At 58.2% G+C, this 15,735-nt stretch carries 13 protein-coding genes; all 13 read left to right on the top strand.

All coding sequences use genetic code 11. The annotated features are described in order from the left end of the window. The 13 genes from pheT to tyrS all read left to right on the top strand — a co-directional run bounded on the left by pheT (position 1) and on the right by tyrS (position 15,455). Positions 1–2,514 (top strand): phenylalanine--tRNA ligase subunit beta, encoded by a 2,514-nt coding sequence (pheT, locus tag MHY22_RS10725; RefSeq protein ID WP_239279289.1) that lies wholly within the window; start codon positions 1–3, stop codon positions 2,512–2,514. A 147-nt stretch (positions 2,515–2,661) separates the two neighbouring features. Beyond that, entirely contained in the window at positions 2,662–3,705 is a 1,044-nt protein-coding gene (gene argC / locus MHY22_RS10730; protein ID WP_239279290.1) for an N-acetyl-gamma-glutamyl-phosphate reductase, read from the top strand. 15 nt (positions 3,706–3,720) lie between these two features. Further along, complete coding sequence (gene argJ, locus MHY22_RS10735; protein WP_239279291.1) at positions 3,721–4,890, top strand: bifunctional glutamate N-acetyltransferase/amino-acid acetyltransferase ArgJ; 1,170 nt, start codon at positions 3,721–3,723, stop codon at positions 4,888–4,890. Between the two features lie 12 nt (positions 4,891–4,902). After that, complete coding sequence (gene argB, locus MHY22_RS10740) at positions 4,903–5,838, top strand: acetylglutamate kinase (RefSeq protein ID WP_239279292.1); 936 nt, start codon at positions 4,903–4,905, stop codon at positions 5,836–5,838. Beyond that, positions 5,835–7,013: an acetylornithine transaminase gene (locus MHY22_RS10745; protein WP_239279293.1), complete on the top strand. Its 1,179-nt coding sequence runs from the start codon at positions 5,835–5,837 to the stop codon at positions 7,011–7,013. The genes argB and MHY22_RS10745 overlap by 4 nt, the downstream gene beginning before the upstream one ends. Then, positions 7,010–7,930, top strand: a complete 921-nt coding sequence (gene argF, locus MHY22_RS10750; RefSeq protein ID WP_239279294.1) for an ornithine carbamoyltransferase — start codon at positions 7,010–7,012, stop codon at positions 7,928–7,930. The genes MHY22_RS10745 and argF overlap by 4 nt, the downstream gene beginning before the upstream one ends. Before the next feature lie 3 nt (positions 7,931–7,933). Next, positions 7,934–8,416 (top strand): arginine repressor, encoded by a 483-nt coding sequence (locus tag MHY22_RS10755; RefSeq protein ID WP_239279295.1) that lies wholly within the window; start codon positions 7,934–7,936, stop codon positions 8,414–8,416. A gap of 81 nt (positions 8,417–8,497) precedes the next feature. Further along, the gene (locus tag MHY22_RS10760; protein WP_239279296.1) at positions 8,498–9,718 is read left to right on the top strand and encodes an argininosuccinate synthase; all 1,221 of its coding nucleotides are present in this window, start codon (positions 8,498–8,500) and stop codon (positions 9,716–9,718) included. A gap of 6 nt (positions 9,719–9,724) precedes the next feature. Further along, complete coding sequence (gene argH, locus MHY22_RS10765; protein ID WP_239279297.1) at positions 9,725–11,155, top strand: argininosuccinate lyase; 1,431 nt, start codon at positions 9,725–9,727, stop codon at positions 11,153–11,155. Positions 11,156–11,374: 219 nt separating this feature from the next. After that, complete coding sequence (locus tag MHY22_RS10770; RefSeq protein ID WP_239279298.1) at positions 11,375–12,892, top strand: amino acid permease; 1,518 nt, start codon at positions 11,375–11,377, stop codon at positions 12,890–12,892. A gap of 12 nt (positions 12,893–12,904) precedes the next feature. After that, a complete protein-coding gene (locus MHY22_RS10775) occupies positions 12,905–13,942 on the top strand; it encodes an ornithine cyclodeaminase (protein WP_239279299.1) in 1,038 nt (345 codons plus the stop codon). A 56-nt stretch (positions 13,943–13,998) separates the two neighbouring features. Beyond that, a complete protein-coding gene (locus MHY22_RS10780) occupies positions 13,999–14,172 on the top strand; it encodes a Trm112 family protein (protein ID WP_005323252.1) in 174 nt (57 codons plus the stop codon). A gap of 23 nt (positions 14,173–14,195) precedes the next feature. Beyond that, positions 14,196–15,455, top strand: coding sequence for a tyrosine--tRNA ligase (tyrS, locus tag MHY22_RS10785; RefSeq protein WP_239279300.1), 1,260 nt, complete (start codon positions 14,196–14,198; stop codon positions 15,453–15,455). The last annotated feature ends 280 nt before the right edge of the window (positions 15,456–15,735 follow it).

Here is a 15,735-nt window from a genome sequence, read left to right on the forward strand (position 1 = left end):
ATGCTTATTTCCCAAGACTGGGTCACCCGCATCCTGGGCGCTAAGAATCCTGGTTGGAATGTTTCCGCTGCCGATATGGACTCCGGATTCGTGCGCGTCGGTTTTGAAACCGAAGGTTATGCTGCCGTTCCGGAGAGTACCGGTCCGCTGGTCATCGGCCAGGTGGTAGAGATCGAGGAACTTACTCAGTTCAAAAAGCCCATCCGCTACTGCCAGGTCAACGTGGGCCAGGCTAATGGTACGGGCGAGCTGCAGGGAATCATTTGCGGTGCCCGCAACTTCCGCCTGAATGACTATGTCGTCGTAGCTCTTCCTGGATCGGAACTGCCAGGTGGTTTCAAAATTGCGGCTCGCGAGACCTACGACCACATCTCCAATGGCATGCTGTGCTCCGGCGCTGAGCTCGGTCTAGGTGCACAGGCTAACGGCATCATCGTCTTGGGCGATGACGTCGCCGATAAGGTGGGCGAGGACGCTCGCCCGATTATTGGGCTGCACGATACCGACTTTGACGTCAACATCACCCCGGATCGCGGCTACGCCCTGTCCGCGCGCGGTTTGAGCCGTGAGATTGCCTCGGCTTTCGATCTGGAATTTGCCGATATTGCCGAGGAGCCGTCGGTTGCTGGCATTGATACCTCTGCTGTTCCGGAGGCGCAGGGCTCGCTTATCGACGTCACTCTAGACCCCGCGACCAAGGCGCAGCGTTTCGGCCTGCGCAAGGTCTCTGGCATCGACCCACAGGCGCGCACCCCGTTCTGGCTGGAGCGCGAGCTCATGCTCTGCGGCCAGCGCAGCGTGAACTTGCCCACGGACATTACTAACTATGTGATGTTGCTTTTGGGTGCCCCGATGCATGCATTTGACGCCAACGTTATCCAAGGAAATCTCGTTGTCCGTAATGCGGACGAAGGCGAGAAGTTTGAGACCTTGGATCACGTAAAGCGTGAGCTTTCTGCAGAAGATGTGGTCATCTGCGATGGCAACGGCATCCAGTCGCTGGCCGGTGTCATGGGCGGTACCACCTCCGAAATCTCGGCGGAGACCACTGATGTGGTCTTCGAATCCGCTATCTGGGATCCGATCACCGTGGCGCGCACCTCCCGCCGCCATAAGTTGTCGTCCGAGTCCTCCCGCCGCTTCGAGCGCGGCGTGGACCCTGCGATTGTCGAGGTCGCTCTAGACACCGCATGTGCGCTCTTGCAGCAGCTGGCGGGCGGCACCATTGAGGAAGGCCGGACGCTAATCGGGGACGTCGCCAGGCGCGAGCCCATTGCCCTGCGCACCGCAAAGGCCAGCGAGTATGCCGGCGTTGACTACTCCCGTGAGACCGTGATTTCCCGCCTTGAGGAAGTCGGCTGCACTGTCGCCGATGAGGGCGACATGCTGCAGGTAACGCCTGCATCGTGGCGCACCGATATCTCTATGGATGTTGACCTCATCGAAGAGGTGCTACGTCTCGAGGGCTTGGAGGACATTCCTACCGTTTTGCCTACTCCGGCCGGCGGTCGCGGTCTCACCCCGGCGCAGAAGCGTCGCCGCGCTATTGGTCACGGCCTAGCCTATGCCGGTTATGCAGAGGTATTGCCAGCCCCGTTCGTGGCGAACGACACCTTTGATGTGTGGGGCTTGGACAAGGATGATGCTCGCCGCCGCACCGTAGAGGTGCAAAATCCGCTTGAGGCAGATAAGGCCATCTTGTCCACGACTCTGCTCCCGAACATGCTGGAGGCCATCGGGCGTAATGTTGCTCGCGGCCGCAGCGACCTCGCCCTATATGGTCTGCAGCAAGTGGCATTCAAGCGCGCCGAGGCCTCGCCTATGCCTTCCGTAGAGCAGCGACCTTCCGAGCAGGTGGTTTCCGAACTTCTGGATACCCTTCCTGAGCAGCCGTTGCACGTTGCAACGGTGGCCACCGGCAATATTGAGCATGAGGGCCCGTGGGGCGAAGGGCGCGCATATAGCTACGCCGACGCTATCGAATCCGCCCGCCAGGTCGCCCGCGCCGCCGGTGTGGATATCGAGCTGGAGGCAGCGCAGGCTCTTCCCTGGCATCCAGGCCGTTGTGCTGCCGTGAAGGTGGCTGGCACTGACATCGTTCTGGGCCATGCCGGTGAGCTTCACCCGCAGGTTTTGGAGGCGCTGAACTTGCCGGCGCGTACTTGCGCTATGGAGCTGGACGTTACCGCTATGCCATTGGAGGAAAAGTTCCCGGCGCCGGTACTGTCCTCCTTCCCAGCGTTGCACCAGGACATCGCGCTCGTGGTGGATGAAGACGTCCCAGCCGAGCGCGTCCGCGCCACGGTGGAAGAGGGGGCGGGCGAACTCATCGAGTCCGTTGAGCTCTTCGACATTTTCCGTGGCGAGCAGTTGGGCGAGGGCAAGAAGTCCCTGGCCTTCCAGCTGCTGTTCCGTGCAGCGGATCGCACGTTGACCGATGAGGAAGTCAATGAGCACCGCACGGCGGCAGCGGAGCTGGCTAAGCAGCGCTTGGGCGCAGAGATGCGCGCATAGCTAGGCCCTAGGAAGGGGCGGTGAGATTTAGCTCACCGTCCCTTTTTTAATACATTTTTCCATTCCTGGCGATGCAATTACCAGGGAATTTCCCCGCTTTGAGTGAATAACATACGGCCGAGTGTATTTATTGCTATAGTCTCGCTTATGACGATTTCAGTAGCAATAGCAGGCGCCACCGGATACGCGGGAAGCGAGATCCTTCGCTTGTTGCTATCTCACCCGGCCTATCTTTGTGGGCGCCTGCGCATTGGCGCGCTCACAGCACATTCCACCGCCGGGAAGACGGTAGGTGAGCTCATGCCACATCTGCCTCAGTTGGCGGGTCGCGTTATTGAAGAGACGACCGTTGATAATCTCCGTGGGCATGATGTTGTCTTTTTCGGCCTACCGCACGGGTACTCTGCTGACATCGCCCAACAACTAGGCCAGCAGACCACCCTGATCGATTGTGCGGCCGATTTTCGCCTTCGTAGCAAGTCCGACTGGGATGCTTTCTACGGCGGCGACTATGCCGGAAGCTGGCCCTATGGAATTCCGGAGGTGCCCGGCAATAGAGAAGCGCTGCGGCGTGCTCACCGAATAGCAGTACCGGGATGTTTTCCTACGGCGGTCACCCTTGGGGTTCTGCCGGCCGTGGCGCACGAGCTCGTTGAGCCGAACCTTTCGGTCATTGCTATCACCGGAGTCTCTGGTGCCGGGAAGAAAGCTTCTGTAGCGCAGCTTGGCGCGGAGACCATGGGAAACCTCAAAGCATATAAGCCTGGCGGGACGCACCGACACACCCCAGAGATCCTGCAAAACCTGCAGCCTTTTGCCAAGGAGAAGCTCTCCCTTAGCTTTACACCGGTTCTCGCGCCCTTGCCCCGTGGGATTTTGGCTACGACTACGGCGGGGCTTAAAGGGGGCGTCGGCAAGCGTGACGTGGAGACAGCATTCCGCGACCTTTATGCCCAAGAGCCCTTTTGCTACGTCCTTCCCACCGGGCAGCAACCCGAAACCCAGAACGTCGTGGGCACCAACATGGTCCATATCCAAGCTCACGTGGACGAACGCGCCCGACGGCTCGTTGTCACATCAGCGCTAGACAACCTGTGCAAGGGAACGGCTGGCGCCGCGTTGCAATGCATGAACCTGGCACTTGACTGGGATGAAACCTCGGGCCTGCCGCAAGCGGCCGTAGCCCCATAACACTAGGAGAATACAATGAGTACAGCTGGGATCACCGGCCCCGCCGGCTTTAGCGCCGGCGCAACTACAGCGAGGATTAAGCCCTCCGGCACGCCCGATATGGCCTTGGTGGTCAATAACGGACCTCGTTTCGACGCGGCGGCAGTCTTTACCCGCAACCGCGTGGTGGCCTCGCCGGTGAAACTCTCCCGCAAGGCGATCAGCGATGGTCAATTGGCTGCGGTCATCTTCAATTCTGGAAACGCCAATGCGTGCAATGGTGCGCAGGGCGACAAGGACGCCGCTGCGCTGGTAGCCGAGGTTGCTCACTCCCTGCGCCTTCCCGAGGGAGACATTGCCGCCTGTTCGACGGGACTTATCGGTGAGCCCATGCCAATGCACAAGGTGTTAGCTGGTGCGGCCGACGTAGTGAAGGGCCTTGGCACGAGTGCAGAACACGCACATGCGGCAGCCGCGGCCATTATGACCACCGATACCGTAACCAAGGAAGCCACCTATGCCGCGGACGGCTGGTCGGTAGGGGCCATGGGCAAGGGAGTAGGCATGATGGCTCCTTCTCTCGCAACAATGTTGGTATGCCTTACTACCGACGCCGCCGCGAGTGCTCCCGCACTCCACAGCGCCCTAGACAAGGCCGCGGCCAAGACTTTTAACACCCTCGACGTGGATGGATCTACCTCCACCAATGACACGGTAATCCTCATGGCCTCTGGGGCATCGGGGATTGCACCCAGCCAAGAAGAACTTGACGCGGCGGTGCTTGCGGTGTGCGCGGACATTGCGGACCAATTGCAAGCAGATGCGGAAGGCGTGACTAAGCGCGTCAAAATCACGGTAGAGGGCACGGCCACGGATGATCAGGCCCTCGATGCCGCGCGCACCTTGGGCCGCGACAACCTTTTTAAGTGCGCCATGTTTGGTTCCGATCCTAATTGGGGACGTGTCCTCGCCGCTGTGGGAATGGCAGATGCAGAAATGGATCCGGACAACATCTCCGTCTATTTCAATGACCAGCCGGTCTGTCTAGCATCAACGGGCACGCCGGGGGCACGCGAGGTGGACCTGAGCGGCGCCGATATTGATGTTCGCGTGGATCTGGGCACGGGAGGCGCGGGGTCGGCATTCGTGCGCACGACGGATCTCTCCCATGCCTACGTGGAAATCAATTCGGCGTATAGCTCCTAGGGAGAGATGAGAATGATTAGCGGACTTAGGGACCACGAGCGGGCCACTGTCTTGGCAGATGCACTGCCGTGGCTCCAGCACTATCGGGACACCATAGTGGTGGTGAAATATGGCGGAAATGCCATGGTGGATGAGGAGCTCAAGGCGGCCTTTGCGGCGGATATGGTCTTTTTGCGCACCGTCGGTGTCCATCCCGTGGTGGTCCACGGTGGCGGGCCACAGATCAACTCTATGCTGCAGAAGCTCGGCATTGAAGGGGAGTTTCGAGGCGGCTTCCGCGTGACCTCGCCGGAAGTCATGGACGTCGTGCGCATGGTGCTGTTTGGGCAGGTGGGCCGCGGATTGGTCAACCTCATCAATTCCCATGGTCCTTATGCAGTGGGGACCTCAGGAGAAGATGCAGGACTATTTCGGGCTACGAAACGGCTGGTGGAGATCGATGGACAACCTACCGATATTGGCATGGTCGGCGACATCGTAGAGGTCAACCCTGCAGCCGTCATGGATATTATCCAGGCCGGACGCATCCCTGTGGTCTCGACCATTGCACCGGGAGAGGATGGCGCTATTTATAACATCAACGCCGATAGTGCGGCTGGCGCCTTGGCCAGCGCGATTGGGGCTGAGCGATTAATCATCCTTACCAACGTAGAAGGGCTATATACGGACTGGCCGAACCGTGAGTCCTTGGTATCAAAGATTGAATGTGGCCGGCTATCCCATCTATTGCCGCACTTGGACTCCGGCATGATTCCCAAAATGGAGTCCTGCCTTAAGGCGGTAAAAGCTGGGGTATCGGCCGCCCACGTTATTGATGGCCGGATTGGTCACTCGGTGCTTTTAGAACTATTTACCCCTGGCGGCGTCGGAACCATGGTGCTGCCAGATGACTATGACAAACACGACTATCCCGAAGGGACCATCTTCAGGAAGGACGATGCAGCATGAACAAGCCACCGAGCTTGACCACACGGTGGTCGGAGACGATTGTAGATACCTACGGCACGCCACCGATAGGCCTCGTCTCCGGCCAAGGAGCAACGCTTACAGATGAGGAGGGGAAGAGCTATATCGACCTTCTCGCTGGGATTGCTGTCAATTCTTTGGGCTATGGCAATGAGCAGGTGGCGCAGGCGGTTTCACACCAGGCCCGCACCTTGGTGCATACCTCGAACCTCTTTGCCACGCAGCCGGTGCTCGACGCCGGGGAGAAGTTGATTAGGCGGGTAGGGGATAGCGGTGCCCGCGTCTTCTTCTGCAACTCTGGCGCCGAAGCGAACGAGGCCGCATTTAAGCTTGCCCGCTTGACTGGCAGGCGCCGAATCCTCGCGGCAGAACACGGCTTCCATGGCCGCACCATGGGTGCGCTTGCCCTGACCGGCCAGCCCGATAAGCAGCGCGCCTTCCACCCACTACCGGGCGGAGTGGAGTTTTACCCGTTCGGGGATGCGGATTACCTGCGCCACTTGGTCGAGCAAGATCCCACCGATACTGCGGCTATCATCCTTGAGCCCATTCAGGGAGAGACCGGCGTCATTCCGGCCCCTGCGGGATTCATGCAGAAGGTAAGCGAGCTGTGCGATGAATACGGCATTTTGCTCATGGTGGATGAAGTGCAGACGGGCGTGGGCCGTACGGGTACTTTTTTCGCCCACGAGGTAGAAGGCGTTCAACCGGATGTCATCACCATGGCAAAGGGTTTGGGCGCCGGAGTACCCATCGGTGCGACCATTGCCCGAGGTCGCGCCAAGGATTTGTTTAAACCTGGCTCCCATGGCACCACCTTTGGCGGAAACCCCGTCGCCTGCGCTGCGGCGAACGTAGTCCTTGACACCGTGGATGCGGAATTTCTTGCGGAAGTTACCCGTAAGGGTGACTATCTGCGGCAAGAGATTGAAAAATTGCCGCTTGTAGAACGCGTACGGGGCCGAGGTCTTATGCTCGGCATTGTTTTAGCAAAACCTGTGGCTAAGCAGGTGGTGCGCGACGGGCTCGCACAGGGGATCATCCTCAACGCACCCAGTGAGAACGTACTCCGCCTCACCCCACCCATGGTTATTTCCCACGATGAACTAGACACAGCACTGACAACACTTCGGACGATAATGGAGGAACTGGCATGAGCCTGCGACACTTTCTGGCTGACGACGATCTCAGCCCACAAGAACAAGCAACCGTTTTGGATCTAGCTGAAAAGCTCAAGAAGGATCCCTTTGCGGAACGCCCACTAGAAGGGCCTAAGACCGTGGCGGTGCTCTTTGATAAAACGTCTACGCGGACCCGCTTTTCCTTTGAAACCGCAGTAGCGAATATGGGCGGCAAGGGCATTACCGTCGATACCTCTACGACTCAGATGGGCAAAGGGGAGTCCTACCAAGACACGGCCGCGGTGCTTTCGCGGTACGTGGAGGCAATCGTGTGGCGCACCTTTGACCATGACAATCTCCTCCAGATGGCGGAGACTGCTACCGTTCCTCTGGTCAATGCGCTTTCCGACGACCTGCATCCCTGCCAGATTTTGGCTGACCTGCTGACCTGTCGCGAGAATCTGGGTGACCTCAAAGGCAAAAAGGCCGTCTACCTGGGCGATGGCGATAATAATATGGCTAACTCCTACATGATTGGTCTCGCCACGGCTGGCATGGACGTCTCTATTATCGCGCCCGAAGGATTCCAGCCGCGCCAGGAATTCGTCGATCGCGCGCGCAAGCGGGGCAACATCACCATTACTGATGACGTCGATGAAGTTGAAGGCGCAGACGTAGTCATCACAGATACTTGGATCTCTATGGGGCAGGAAAACGATGGCCGCGATAGGCGTACGCCGTTTCTGCCATATCAGGTTGATTCGACCATAATGAGCAAGGCGCATAAGGATGCAATATTCTTACATTGTTTGCCGGCGTACCGTGGAAATGAGGTCACGGCTGAGGTAATTGATGGACCACAGTCGCGCGTCTTTGATGAAGCGGAAAACCGCCTGCATGCGCAGAAAGCGCTTCTTGTCTGGTTGCTCGAAATAAATAAGGAGACCAACTAAGTAATGAACACCCCGACCACCCGCAATGCTCGGCAGGCCAAGATCTTGGAGATTTTAGATCGCAATCGCGTCACCAGCCAGGTGCAACTATCCGAGCTTCTTCTCGCAGACGGCATCGACATCACGCAAGCCACTTTGTCCCGTGACTTGGATGAGTTGGGAGCGAAGAAGGTAAAGCGCGATGGTGGCCGTTCCTACTACGTGGTCGGCGGTGAGCTGGAGCAATTTGAAGACCAGGTGGGCGGTCCCCGCGAAAAGCTGCGCCGTATGCTCGATGAGCTCGTGGTTTCCCATGATTCTTCCGGCAATATAGCCATGCTGCGCACCCCAGCCGGTGCGGCCCAGTACCTTGCCAGCTTTATTGACAGGGTGGGGCTGCACGATGTCATTGGTTGCATCGCCGGCGATGACACCATCTTCGTCTTGGCGCGCGAGGGCGTCACGGGCGCAGATTTGGCAGTGATACTTACCACGCGGAATATTTAGACGGCGGTGGTGGCAATCCAGACCACCATCGTATATTATGTACTTAGATGAATTGTTTCCAATAGAACAAGGAGATTAACCATGTCCGCACGCGTAGTCTTGGCTTACTCTGGTGGCCTTGATACTTCCGTTGCCATCCCATACCTGGCAAAAATGACCGGTGGTGACGTTGTCGCCGTTTCCCTGGACTTGGGCCAGGGCGGCGAAGATATGGAATCGGTTCGCCAGCGTGCACTTGACTGCGGTGCCGTAGAGTCCATCGTTATCGATGCCAAGGATGAGTTTGCGGAGGAATACTGCGTTCCCACCATCAAGGCAAACGGCATGTACATGAAGCAGTACCCGCTGGTATCGGCTATTTCTCGCCCCCTCATTACCAAGCACTTGGTGAAAGCGGCCCAGGAATTCGGCGGCACCCACGTCTCCCACGGCTGCACCGGCAAGGGTAATGACCAGGTACGCTTCGAGGTTTCCTTCCGTGCCCAGGATCCTTCCCTCGAAATCATCGCCCCTGCACGCGATTATGCCTGGACCCGCGATAAGGCCATCGCCTTCGCGGAAGAGATCAACCTGCCGATTGAGCAGTCCGCTTCCTCACCATTTTCCATCGATCAGAACCTGTGGGGCCGCGCGGTAGAGACCGGTTTCCTTGAGGATCTGTGGAACCCGCCAACAAAGGATCTCTACGCCTATACCGAGGACCCGAGCCTGGGTAATGCCCCGGATGAAATCATCATCTCCTTTGAGAAGGGCATCCCGGCGGCAGTCGATGGCCAGAAGATGTCCCCGCTGCAGATTATTGAAGAGGTCAACCGCCGCGCTGGTGCGCAGGGCATTGGCCGTCTGGATATGGTGGAGGACCGCTTGGTAGGCATTAAGTCCCGTGAGGTCTATGAGGCTCCAGGCGCCATGGTCCTCATCCAGGCCCACGAGGCGCTGGAGGATGTCACCGTGGAGCGCGAGTTGGCTCGCTACAAGCGCTTGACCGATGCCCGCTGGTCCGAGGAGGTCTATGACGGTCTCTGGCACTCGCCGCTGAAGCGTTCCCTGGATGCCTTCGTTGAGGAGTCCCAGGAAAACGTCACCGGTGATATCCGCCTGAGCATGCATGCCGGTACCGCCACAGTCACCGGCCGCCGCTCCGGCCAGTCGCTGTACTCCTTTGACCTGGCTACTTATGACACTGGCGATACCTTCGATCAGACCGCGGCTAAGGGCTTTGTGCAGCTGCACGGCCTGTCCACCCAGATCTCCAACCAGCGCGACCGCGACGGCGGTTTCCCTACCAGCGCGCAGAAGTAGGAGCACATGGAACCGCATAAGACTAATGAGGGTGCTCTATGGGGCGGCCGCTTCTCGGGTGGTCCATCTGAGGCGATGTTTGCCCTCTCTGTATCTACTCACTTTGACTGGGTGCTGGCACCATATGACGTACTAGCCTCCAAGGCACATGCCAAGGTGCTGCACAAAGCTGGCTTGCTTTCCGACGTCGACTTGGACACCATGCTCTCCGGCCTCACCGAGCTAGGGGAGAAGGTGGCCTCCGGTGAGTTCCGCCCAGCGCCCACGGACGAGGACGTCCACGGTGCGATGGAGCGCGGACTCATCGAGATTGTGGGTCCAGAGGTAGGCGGTCGCCTGCGTGCCGGCCGTTCCCGGAATGACCAGGTCGCGACGCTGTTTCGCATGTGGGTGCGCGATGCCATTCGCGATACCGCGGATCAGGTGAGCGACTTGGTGGATGCCTTGGCTGATCAGGCAGCAGCACATCCGGACGCCATTATGCCGGGCAAAACTCACTCGCAGGCGGCACAGCCAGTTCTTTTGGCGCATGAGCTTTTGGGCCATGCGCAGCCACTTCTGCGCGATATTGAGCGTCTGCAGGACCTAGATAAGCGCTTGGCTGTATCGCCCTACGGCTCAGGCGCTCTAGCCGGTTCCTCCTTGCAGCTAGATCCGGAAGCCATTGCGGAGGAACTCGGCTTTGATGCCGCCGCGGAGAACTCCTTGGATGGCACTGCGGCTCGTGACTTCGCCTCCGAGACGGCTTTCGTCTTGGCGCAGATTGCCGTCGATATGTCCCGACTTTCGGAAGAAATTATCTACTGGTGTACGCCGGAATACGGTTACGTCACCCTGGATGATGCATGGTCGACCGGCTCGTCCATCATGCCGCAAAAGAAGAATCCGGACGTTCCGGAGCTTACCCGCGGCAAGACTGGACGCCTTATCGGTAACCTCACTGGCTTGTTGTCTACGCTGAAGGCGCAGCCGCTGGCCTATAACCGTGACCTGCAGGAAGATAAGGAGCCCATCGTTGATTCGGTGGCGCAGCTTAATCTGCTTTTGCCGGCAATGACGGGGCTGGTGTCCACGCTGATTTTCCACGAGGACCGCATGCGCGAACTTGCCCCGCGCGGGTTCACGCTGGCTACCGACTTGGCCGAATGGATGGTTCGCCAAGGCGTTCCTTTCCGCGAGGCGCACGAAGCGTCCGGCGCCTGCGTGCGCATCGCTGAGAAGCGGGGAGTTGACCTGGTGGAGCTCACCGATGAGGAATTGGCGGACGTGGACAAGCGGCTGAAGCCTAGCGTCCGTGAAGTACTCACTATCGACGGGGCAGTGGCCTCCCGTGCCACCAAGGGCGGCACCGCTGGTGTCCGCGTGGCTGAGCAGCGCGAGACTGTCCGCGAACGTGCCGCGGCTGCTCGCACGTGGGCGCAGAAGCCGCTGCGCTAATTCTCGGTGCGCTTTAAAAACCGCATGGTCTTTGGCCATGCGGTTCTTTTTTGTATCGCTGCGGGGGTGGGAGATTGACCCCCATTCCCAACCCTTCAACTGCGTTGTTGAACACAATGGGGGTACCGGTGACATGGGTAACAGTGTGCTACGTTAGTATTCTTGCAGGGAATGTGACCTAACAGACTCGTTCACCGTAATGAAAGGACGATCTCTCCTATGACAGTAAATTCTCCGCCGTCCCCAGCGGGGCCACACGAGAATGAAAAGGCGGTCTACGCCTCGGAAGACCACGGCCTGCAAAAGGGAATGGGCAATCGCCAGTTACAGATGATTGCCATCGGTTCCGCAATCGGTACTGGCCTTCTCCTGGGCACCGGCAGCCGCCTGCAAGACGCGGGCCCCTTCCTCGCCGTGCTGTACCTCGTATGTGGCTTCTTTGGCTACATCATCTTGCGTTCACTTGGCGAGCTCATCGTCTATCGCCCCAGCTCCGGCTCCTTCGTGTCTTATGCTCGCGAGTTTTATGGCGAGAAGACCGCTTTCGTCACCGGCTGGTTGTACTGGGGAAACTGGGCCATGACTCTTGTGGCGGATGGCACAGCCGTCGCCATCTACATCAAGTGGTTTAGTCAGTACACGTCGTGGCTCGACTCCGTCCCGCAGTGGACACTTGCGCTCGTGGTCATCTGCGGCATCCTCCTGTTCAATATGCTCTCGGTGAAGATCTTCGGCGAGCTGGAGTACTGGTTCTCCTTGATCAAGATCGTCGCGCTGCTCATCTTCATGTTGGTGGCCATCGGCGTCCTCATCTTTGGCCACCCGAGTGGCGACCCGACCGGCTTTAGTCTCATTTCTGATACCGGCGGCTGGCTGCCTAATGGCTTGATGCCTGCCGTGATCGTCATCCAGGGCGTCGTCTTCGCCTATGCCGGCATTGAGCTTGTCGGCACCACCTCCGGCGAGACCAAGAACGTGGAAAAGCACATTCCACGCGCGGTCAACAACGTGCTGCTGCGCATCCTGATTTTCTACTTCGGTTCCGTGCTGCTGCTCACGCTCGTGCTGCCGTACACCAATTACGTCGCTGACGTATCGCCGTTTGTGACCTTCTTTGAGTCCCTCGGTGTAGGTGCGGCGGCCCCGATTTTCCAGCTTGTCGTTATCACCGCTGCGATTTCCTCGCTCAACGCCGGCCTGTATTCCACCGGCCGCATTATGTACAACATGTCCACTTCCGGCTCCGGTCCGAAGTTTGGCGCTCGCATGTCCAAGTCTGGCGTGCCCTACGGAGGCATCGTCATGGCGGCCATGGTGGGCTTGGTAGGCGTCTTCCTCAACTATGTGGTGCCGGAGATGGCGTTTGAAATCGTGCTCAACCTGGCAGCCTTGGGTACATTGGCGTCTTGGGCGGCAGTTGCGCTCTCGCACCTCAAATTTGTGCGCCTGGCTAAGAGTGGAAGCTACACCCGACCGGGATACCGCTCGCCGTTTGGAGAAGGCGGAGACTGGGCAGTGCTCATCTTCATTGGCCTAGTCATTATCTTGATGGCCTTTGATTATCCAATTGGTACTTTTGCACTTGCGTCGACCCTGCTCCTCGTTCCGGTCTTTATGGCAATGTGGTACGCATGGCGCGACCGCATTCGCGCCATCGCGGAAGAGAAGAAGGCCAAGCACCTGCCAACCTCCAGCTTCCCGGCCGCACCGCAAACAGACCTTCACCCAAAGAAATAGAAAGGAACTTTTATGAACCACGCAGTTAAGTTCGTAGATGTAGAGAATATGGCGCGCTGGATTCAGCGCGAAGGCGTAGAAAACATCATTACCGGAATGGTGGACTACCTCGAGGCCGACTACCGCGAGTGGGAGCGCTTCGACAAGATTCCGCGCGTTGCCTCCCACACCCCGTTCGGCGTTATCGAGCTCATGCCTACCTCCAATGGCAAGGAGTACTCCTTCAAGTACGTCAACGGTCACCCCTCCAACCCGGCTCGCGGTTTCCAGACCGTCACTGCCTTTGGCGTGCTTGCCGACGTCGACAATGGTTACCCCACCTTCGAAGCCGAGATGACGCTGCTTACTGCCCTGCGTACCGCCGCGACGTCCGCCATGGTGGCAAAGCACTTGGCACGCAAGGATTCCAAGCGCATGGCCATGGTCGGTGCCGGCTCCCAGTCCGAGTTCCAGGCACTTGGCTTCCGCGGCGTTATGGGAATTGAGGACATCACCATCTATGACATCGACCCTGAGGCGGTAGAAAAGTTCAAGCGCAACTTGGAGCCACTGGGCTTTAATATTACTGCTTGCTCCAGCGTCGACGAGGCGGTTTTGGGTGCAGACATCGTCACCACCTGTACCGCAGACAAGGCTCAAAACCAGATTCTGGCTGAGCGCCACGTCGCTCCAGGCGTCCACCTCAATGCCGTTGGCGGTGACTGCCCGGGCAAGACCGAGCTGGAGAGCTCCATCCTGGACAAGTCCAAGGTCTTCGTAGAGTTCCCAGAGCAGACCCGCATCGAAGGTGAAATCCAGCAGAAGCCGGAGGACTTCCCGGTTGTCGAGTTCTACCAGGTGCTCACTGGCCAGGCCACCGGCCGCGATGATGATGAGCAGATCACCCTCTTCGACGATGTCGGATTCGCCATCAACGACTTCTCCGCCCTGCGTTACTTGCGCGATTCCGTCAAGGGCACCGATTTGGAGTCCGAGATTGACATCATCGCCAACCCCGATGATCCCAAGGATCTCTTCTCCCTGGTTGCAAACGTTCCGTCCCTGCTCTAAGGCCAAAGTGGGGTAGGGGGATCCAACTTCTTCCTCTACCCGCTAAGATAAGACGCATGAGTCTTGACCCGAAGTTGCTAGAGGTCCTTGTCTGTCCGCAAGACAAGGGCCCTTTGACATATCTGGAAGATAAACAGGTTCTCGTCAACGAGCGGCTGGGCATTGCCTATCCCATTGAGGATGACATCCCAGTGATGCTTGTAGACCACGCCCAGAAATGGCCAGCTTAACCTCGACTCTCAGAAAGACCCCCATGAATATCATCGATGAACTGCAATGGCGTGGACTGATCAACCAGTCCACCGATCTTGAGGCCCTGCGCGAGGCATGCGAGAACCCCATCGCGCTGTACTGCGGCTTCGACCCCACGGGTGACTCCCTCCATGCAGGTCACCTAGTTCCGCTTATCATGCTGCGCCGCTTCCAAAAAGCGGGACACCACCCAATTGCACTGGCAGGTGGCGCAACTGGCTTTATTGGTGATCCGCGCGACGTCGGCGAGCGCTCCATGCTGAGTGAGGAAGACTTGGCCCATAACCTCGAAGCCATCAAGGGGCAGCTGCGTCGGTTCATCGATTTCGACGGCGATCAGGCTGCCACCATGGTCAACAACGCCGATTGGACCATGAATATGTCCGTTATCGACTTTTTGCGTGACGTAGGGAAGAACTTCTCCCTTAACACGATGCTGGATCGCGATACCGTCAAGCGGCGCCTCGAGGGTGACGGCATTTCCTACACGGAGTTTTCCTACATGCTCCTGCAGTCCAATGATTTCGTGCAGCTTCGCCGCGAGCGAGATTGTGTATTGCAGATCGGCGGCGGTGATCAGTGGGGCAACATCGTCTCTGGCGTAGACCTTAACCGTCGTATCGATGGCACCAAGGTACATGGGCTTACGGTGCCGCTGGTTACCGACGCCTCCGGACAGAAGTTCGGCAAGTCTACTGGCGGCGGAAAGCTATGGCTCGATCCGGAAAAGACTTCCGCATACTCTTGGTACCAGTACTTCCTCAATGCCGGTGACTCCGTAGTCATTGACTACCTGCGCTGGTTTACCTTCCTGACGCAGGAGGAAATTGCGGAGTACGAGCGCGCGGTGGAAGAAGAGCCTTATAAGCGCGCGGCTCAGCGTCGCCTGGCTCAAGAGATGACCGATCTGGTTCACGGCGAACAGGCAACCAAGGCTGTCGAGCTTGCTGCTCAAGCACTATTCGGTAAGGCGGAACTTTCCGAGCTTGATGAAAAGACCCTTGCCGGTGCGCTTTCGGAAACCACTGTTGCGGAAATTGCCGCCGGCGAACCGCGCACCATTGTTGACCTACTGGTGGCCAGCGGTTTGGCCGATTCCAAGGGTGCTGCTCGCCGCACCATCAAGGAGGGCGGCGCCTACGTCAATAACCAGCGCATCGAATCGGCAGAGTGGGAGCCGTCTACCGACGACCTCCTGCATGGCAGCTGGCTCGTTCTGCGCCGAGGCAAGAAGAACTTCGCTGGCGCTAAGTTGAGCTAAGCAGCAATAGATGACGCCCATTCCACTCGTTGGAAGGGCGTCATTTTTCATTTTTGCATTCTGTCCTGCGGGTTTGTGTTGTGTGGTTGTGGTGGACTACATTAATCCGAGTCGCCGCGAGGTAGCCGGGAGGTTACTTCTTTGCGAATTTTGTACGGGCTTGGTTCAAGGATTTGACAGGGTTCAATGATTTGAGTAAGTTTGTACGAGCCGCCAACGAGAGGTTAACGGGAAGTTAATTTTTTTGTGGTGTGCGGATGATGTTTGAGAACTCAATAGT

Source organism: Corynebacterium sp. ACRPO, assembly GCF_022347205.1.
In the GTDB taxonomy this organism is placed as follows: Bacteria; Actinomycetota; Actinomycetes; order Mycobacteriales; family Mycobacteriaceae; genus Corynebacterium.

Coding starts and splice junctions, on each gene's coding strand:
- pheT (WP_239279289.1), top strand. CDS start 1: ATGCTTATTTCCCAAGACTGGGTCACCCGCATCCTGGGCGCTAAGAAT.
- argC (WP_239279290.1), top strand. CDS start 2,662: ATGACGATTTCAGTAGCAATAGCAGGCGCCACCGGATACGCGGGAAGC.
- argJ (WP_239279291.1), top strand. CDS start 3,721: ATGAGTACAGCTGGGATCACCGGCCCCGCCGGCTTTAGCGCCGGCGCA.
- argB (WP_239279292.1), top strand. CDS start 4,903: ATGATTAGCGGACTTAGGGACCACGAGCGGGCCACTGTCTTGGCAGAT.
- MHY22_RS10745 (WP_239279293.1), top strand. CDS start 5,835: ATGAACAAGCCACCGAGCTTGACCACACGGTGGTCGGAGACGATTGTA.
- argF (WP_239279294.1), top strand. CDS start 7,010: ATGAGCCTGCGACACTTTCTGGCTGACGACGATCTCAGCCCACAAGAA.
- MHY22_RS10755 (WP_239279295.1), top strand. CDS start 7,934: ATGAACACCCCGACCACCCGCAATGCTCGGCAGGCCAAGATCTTGGAG.
- MHY22_RS10760 (WP_239279296.1), top strand. CDS start 8,498: ATGTCCGCACGCGTAGTCTTGGCTTACTCTGGTGGCCTTGATACTTCC.
- argH (WP_239279297.1), top strand. CDS start 9,725: ATGGAACCGCATAAGACTAATGAGGGTGCTCTATGGGGCGGCCGCTTC.
- MHY22_RS10770 (WP_239279298.1), top strand. CDS start 11,375: ATGACAGTAAATTCTCCGCCGTCCCCAGCGGGGCCACACGAGAATGAA.
- MHY22_RS10775 (WP_239279299.1), top strand. CDS start 12,905: ATGAACCACGCAGTTAAGTTCGTAGATGTAGAGAATATGGCGCGCTGG.
- MHY22_RS10780 (WP_005323252.1), top strand. CDS start 13,999: ATGAGTCTTGACCCGAAGTTGCTAGAGGTCCTTGTCTGTCCGCAAGAC.
- tyrS (WP_239279300.1), top strand. CDS start 14,196: ATGAATATCATCGATGAACTGCAATGGCGTGGACTGATCAACCAGTCC.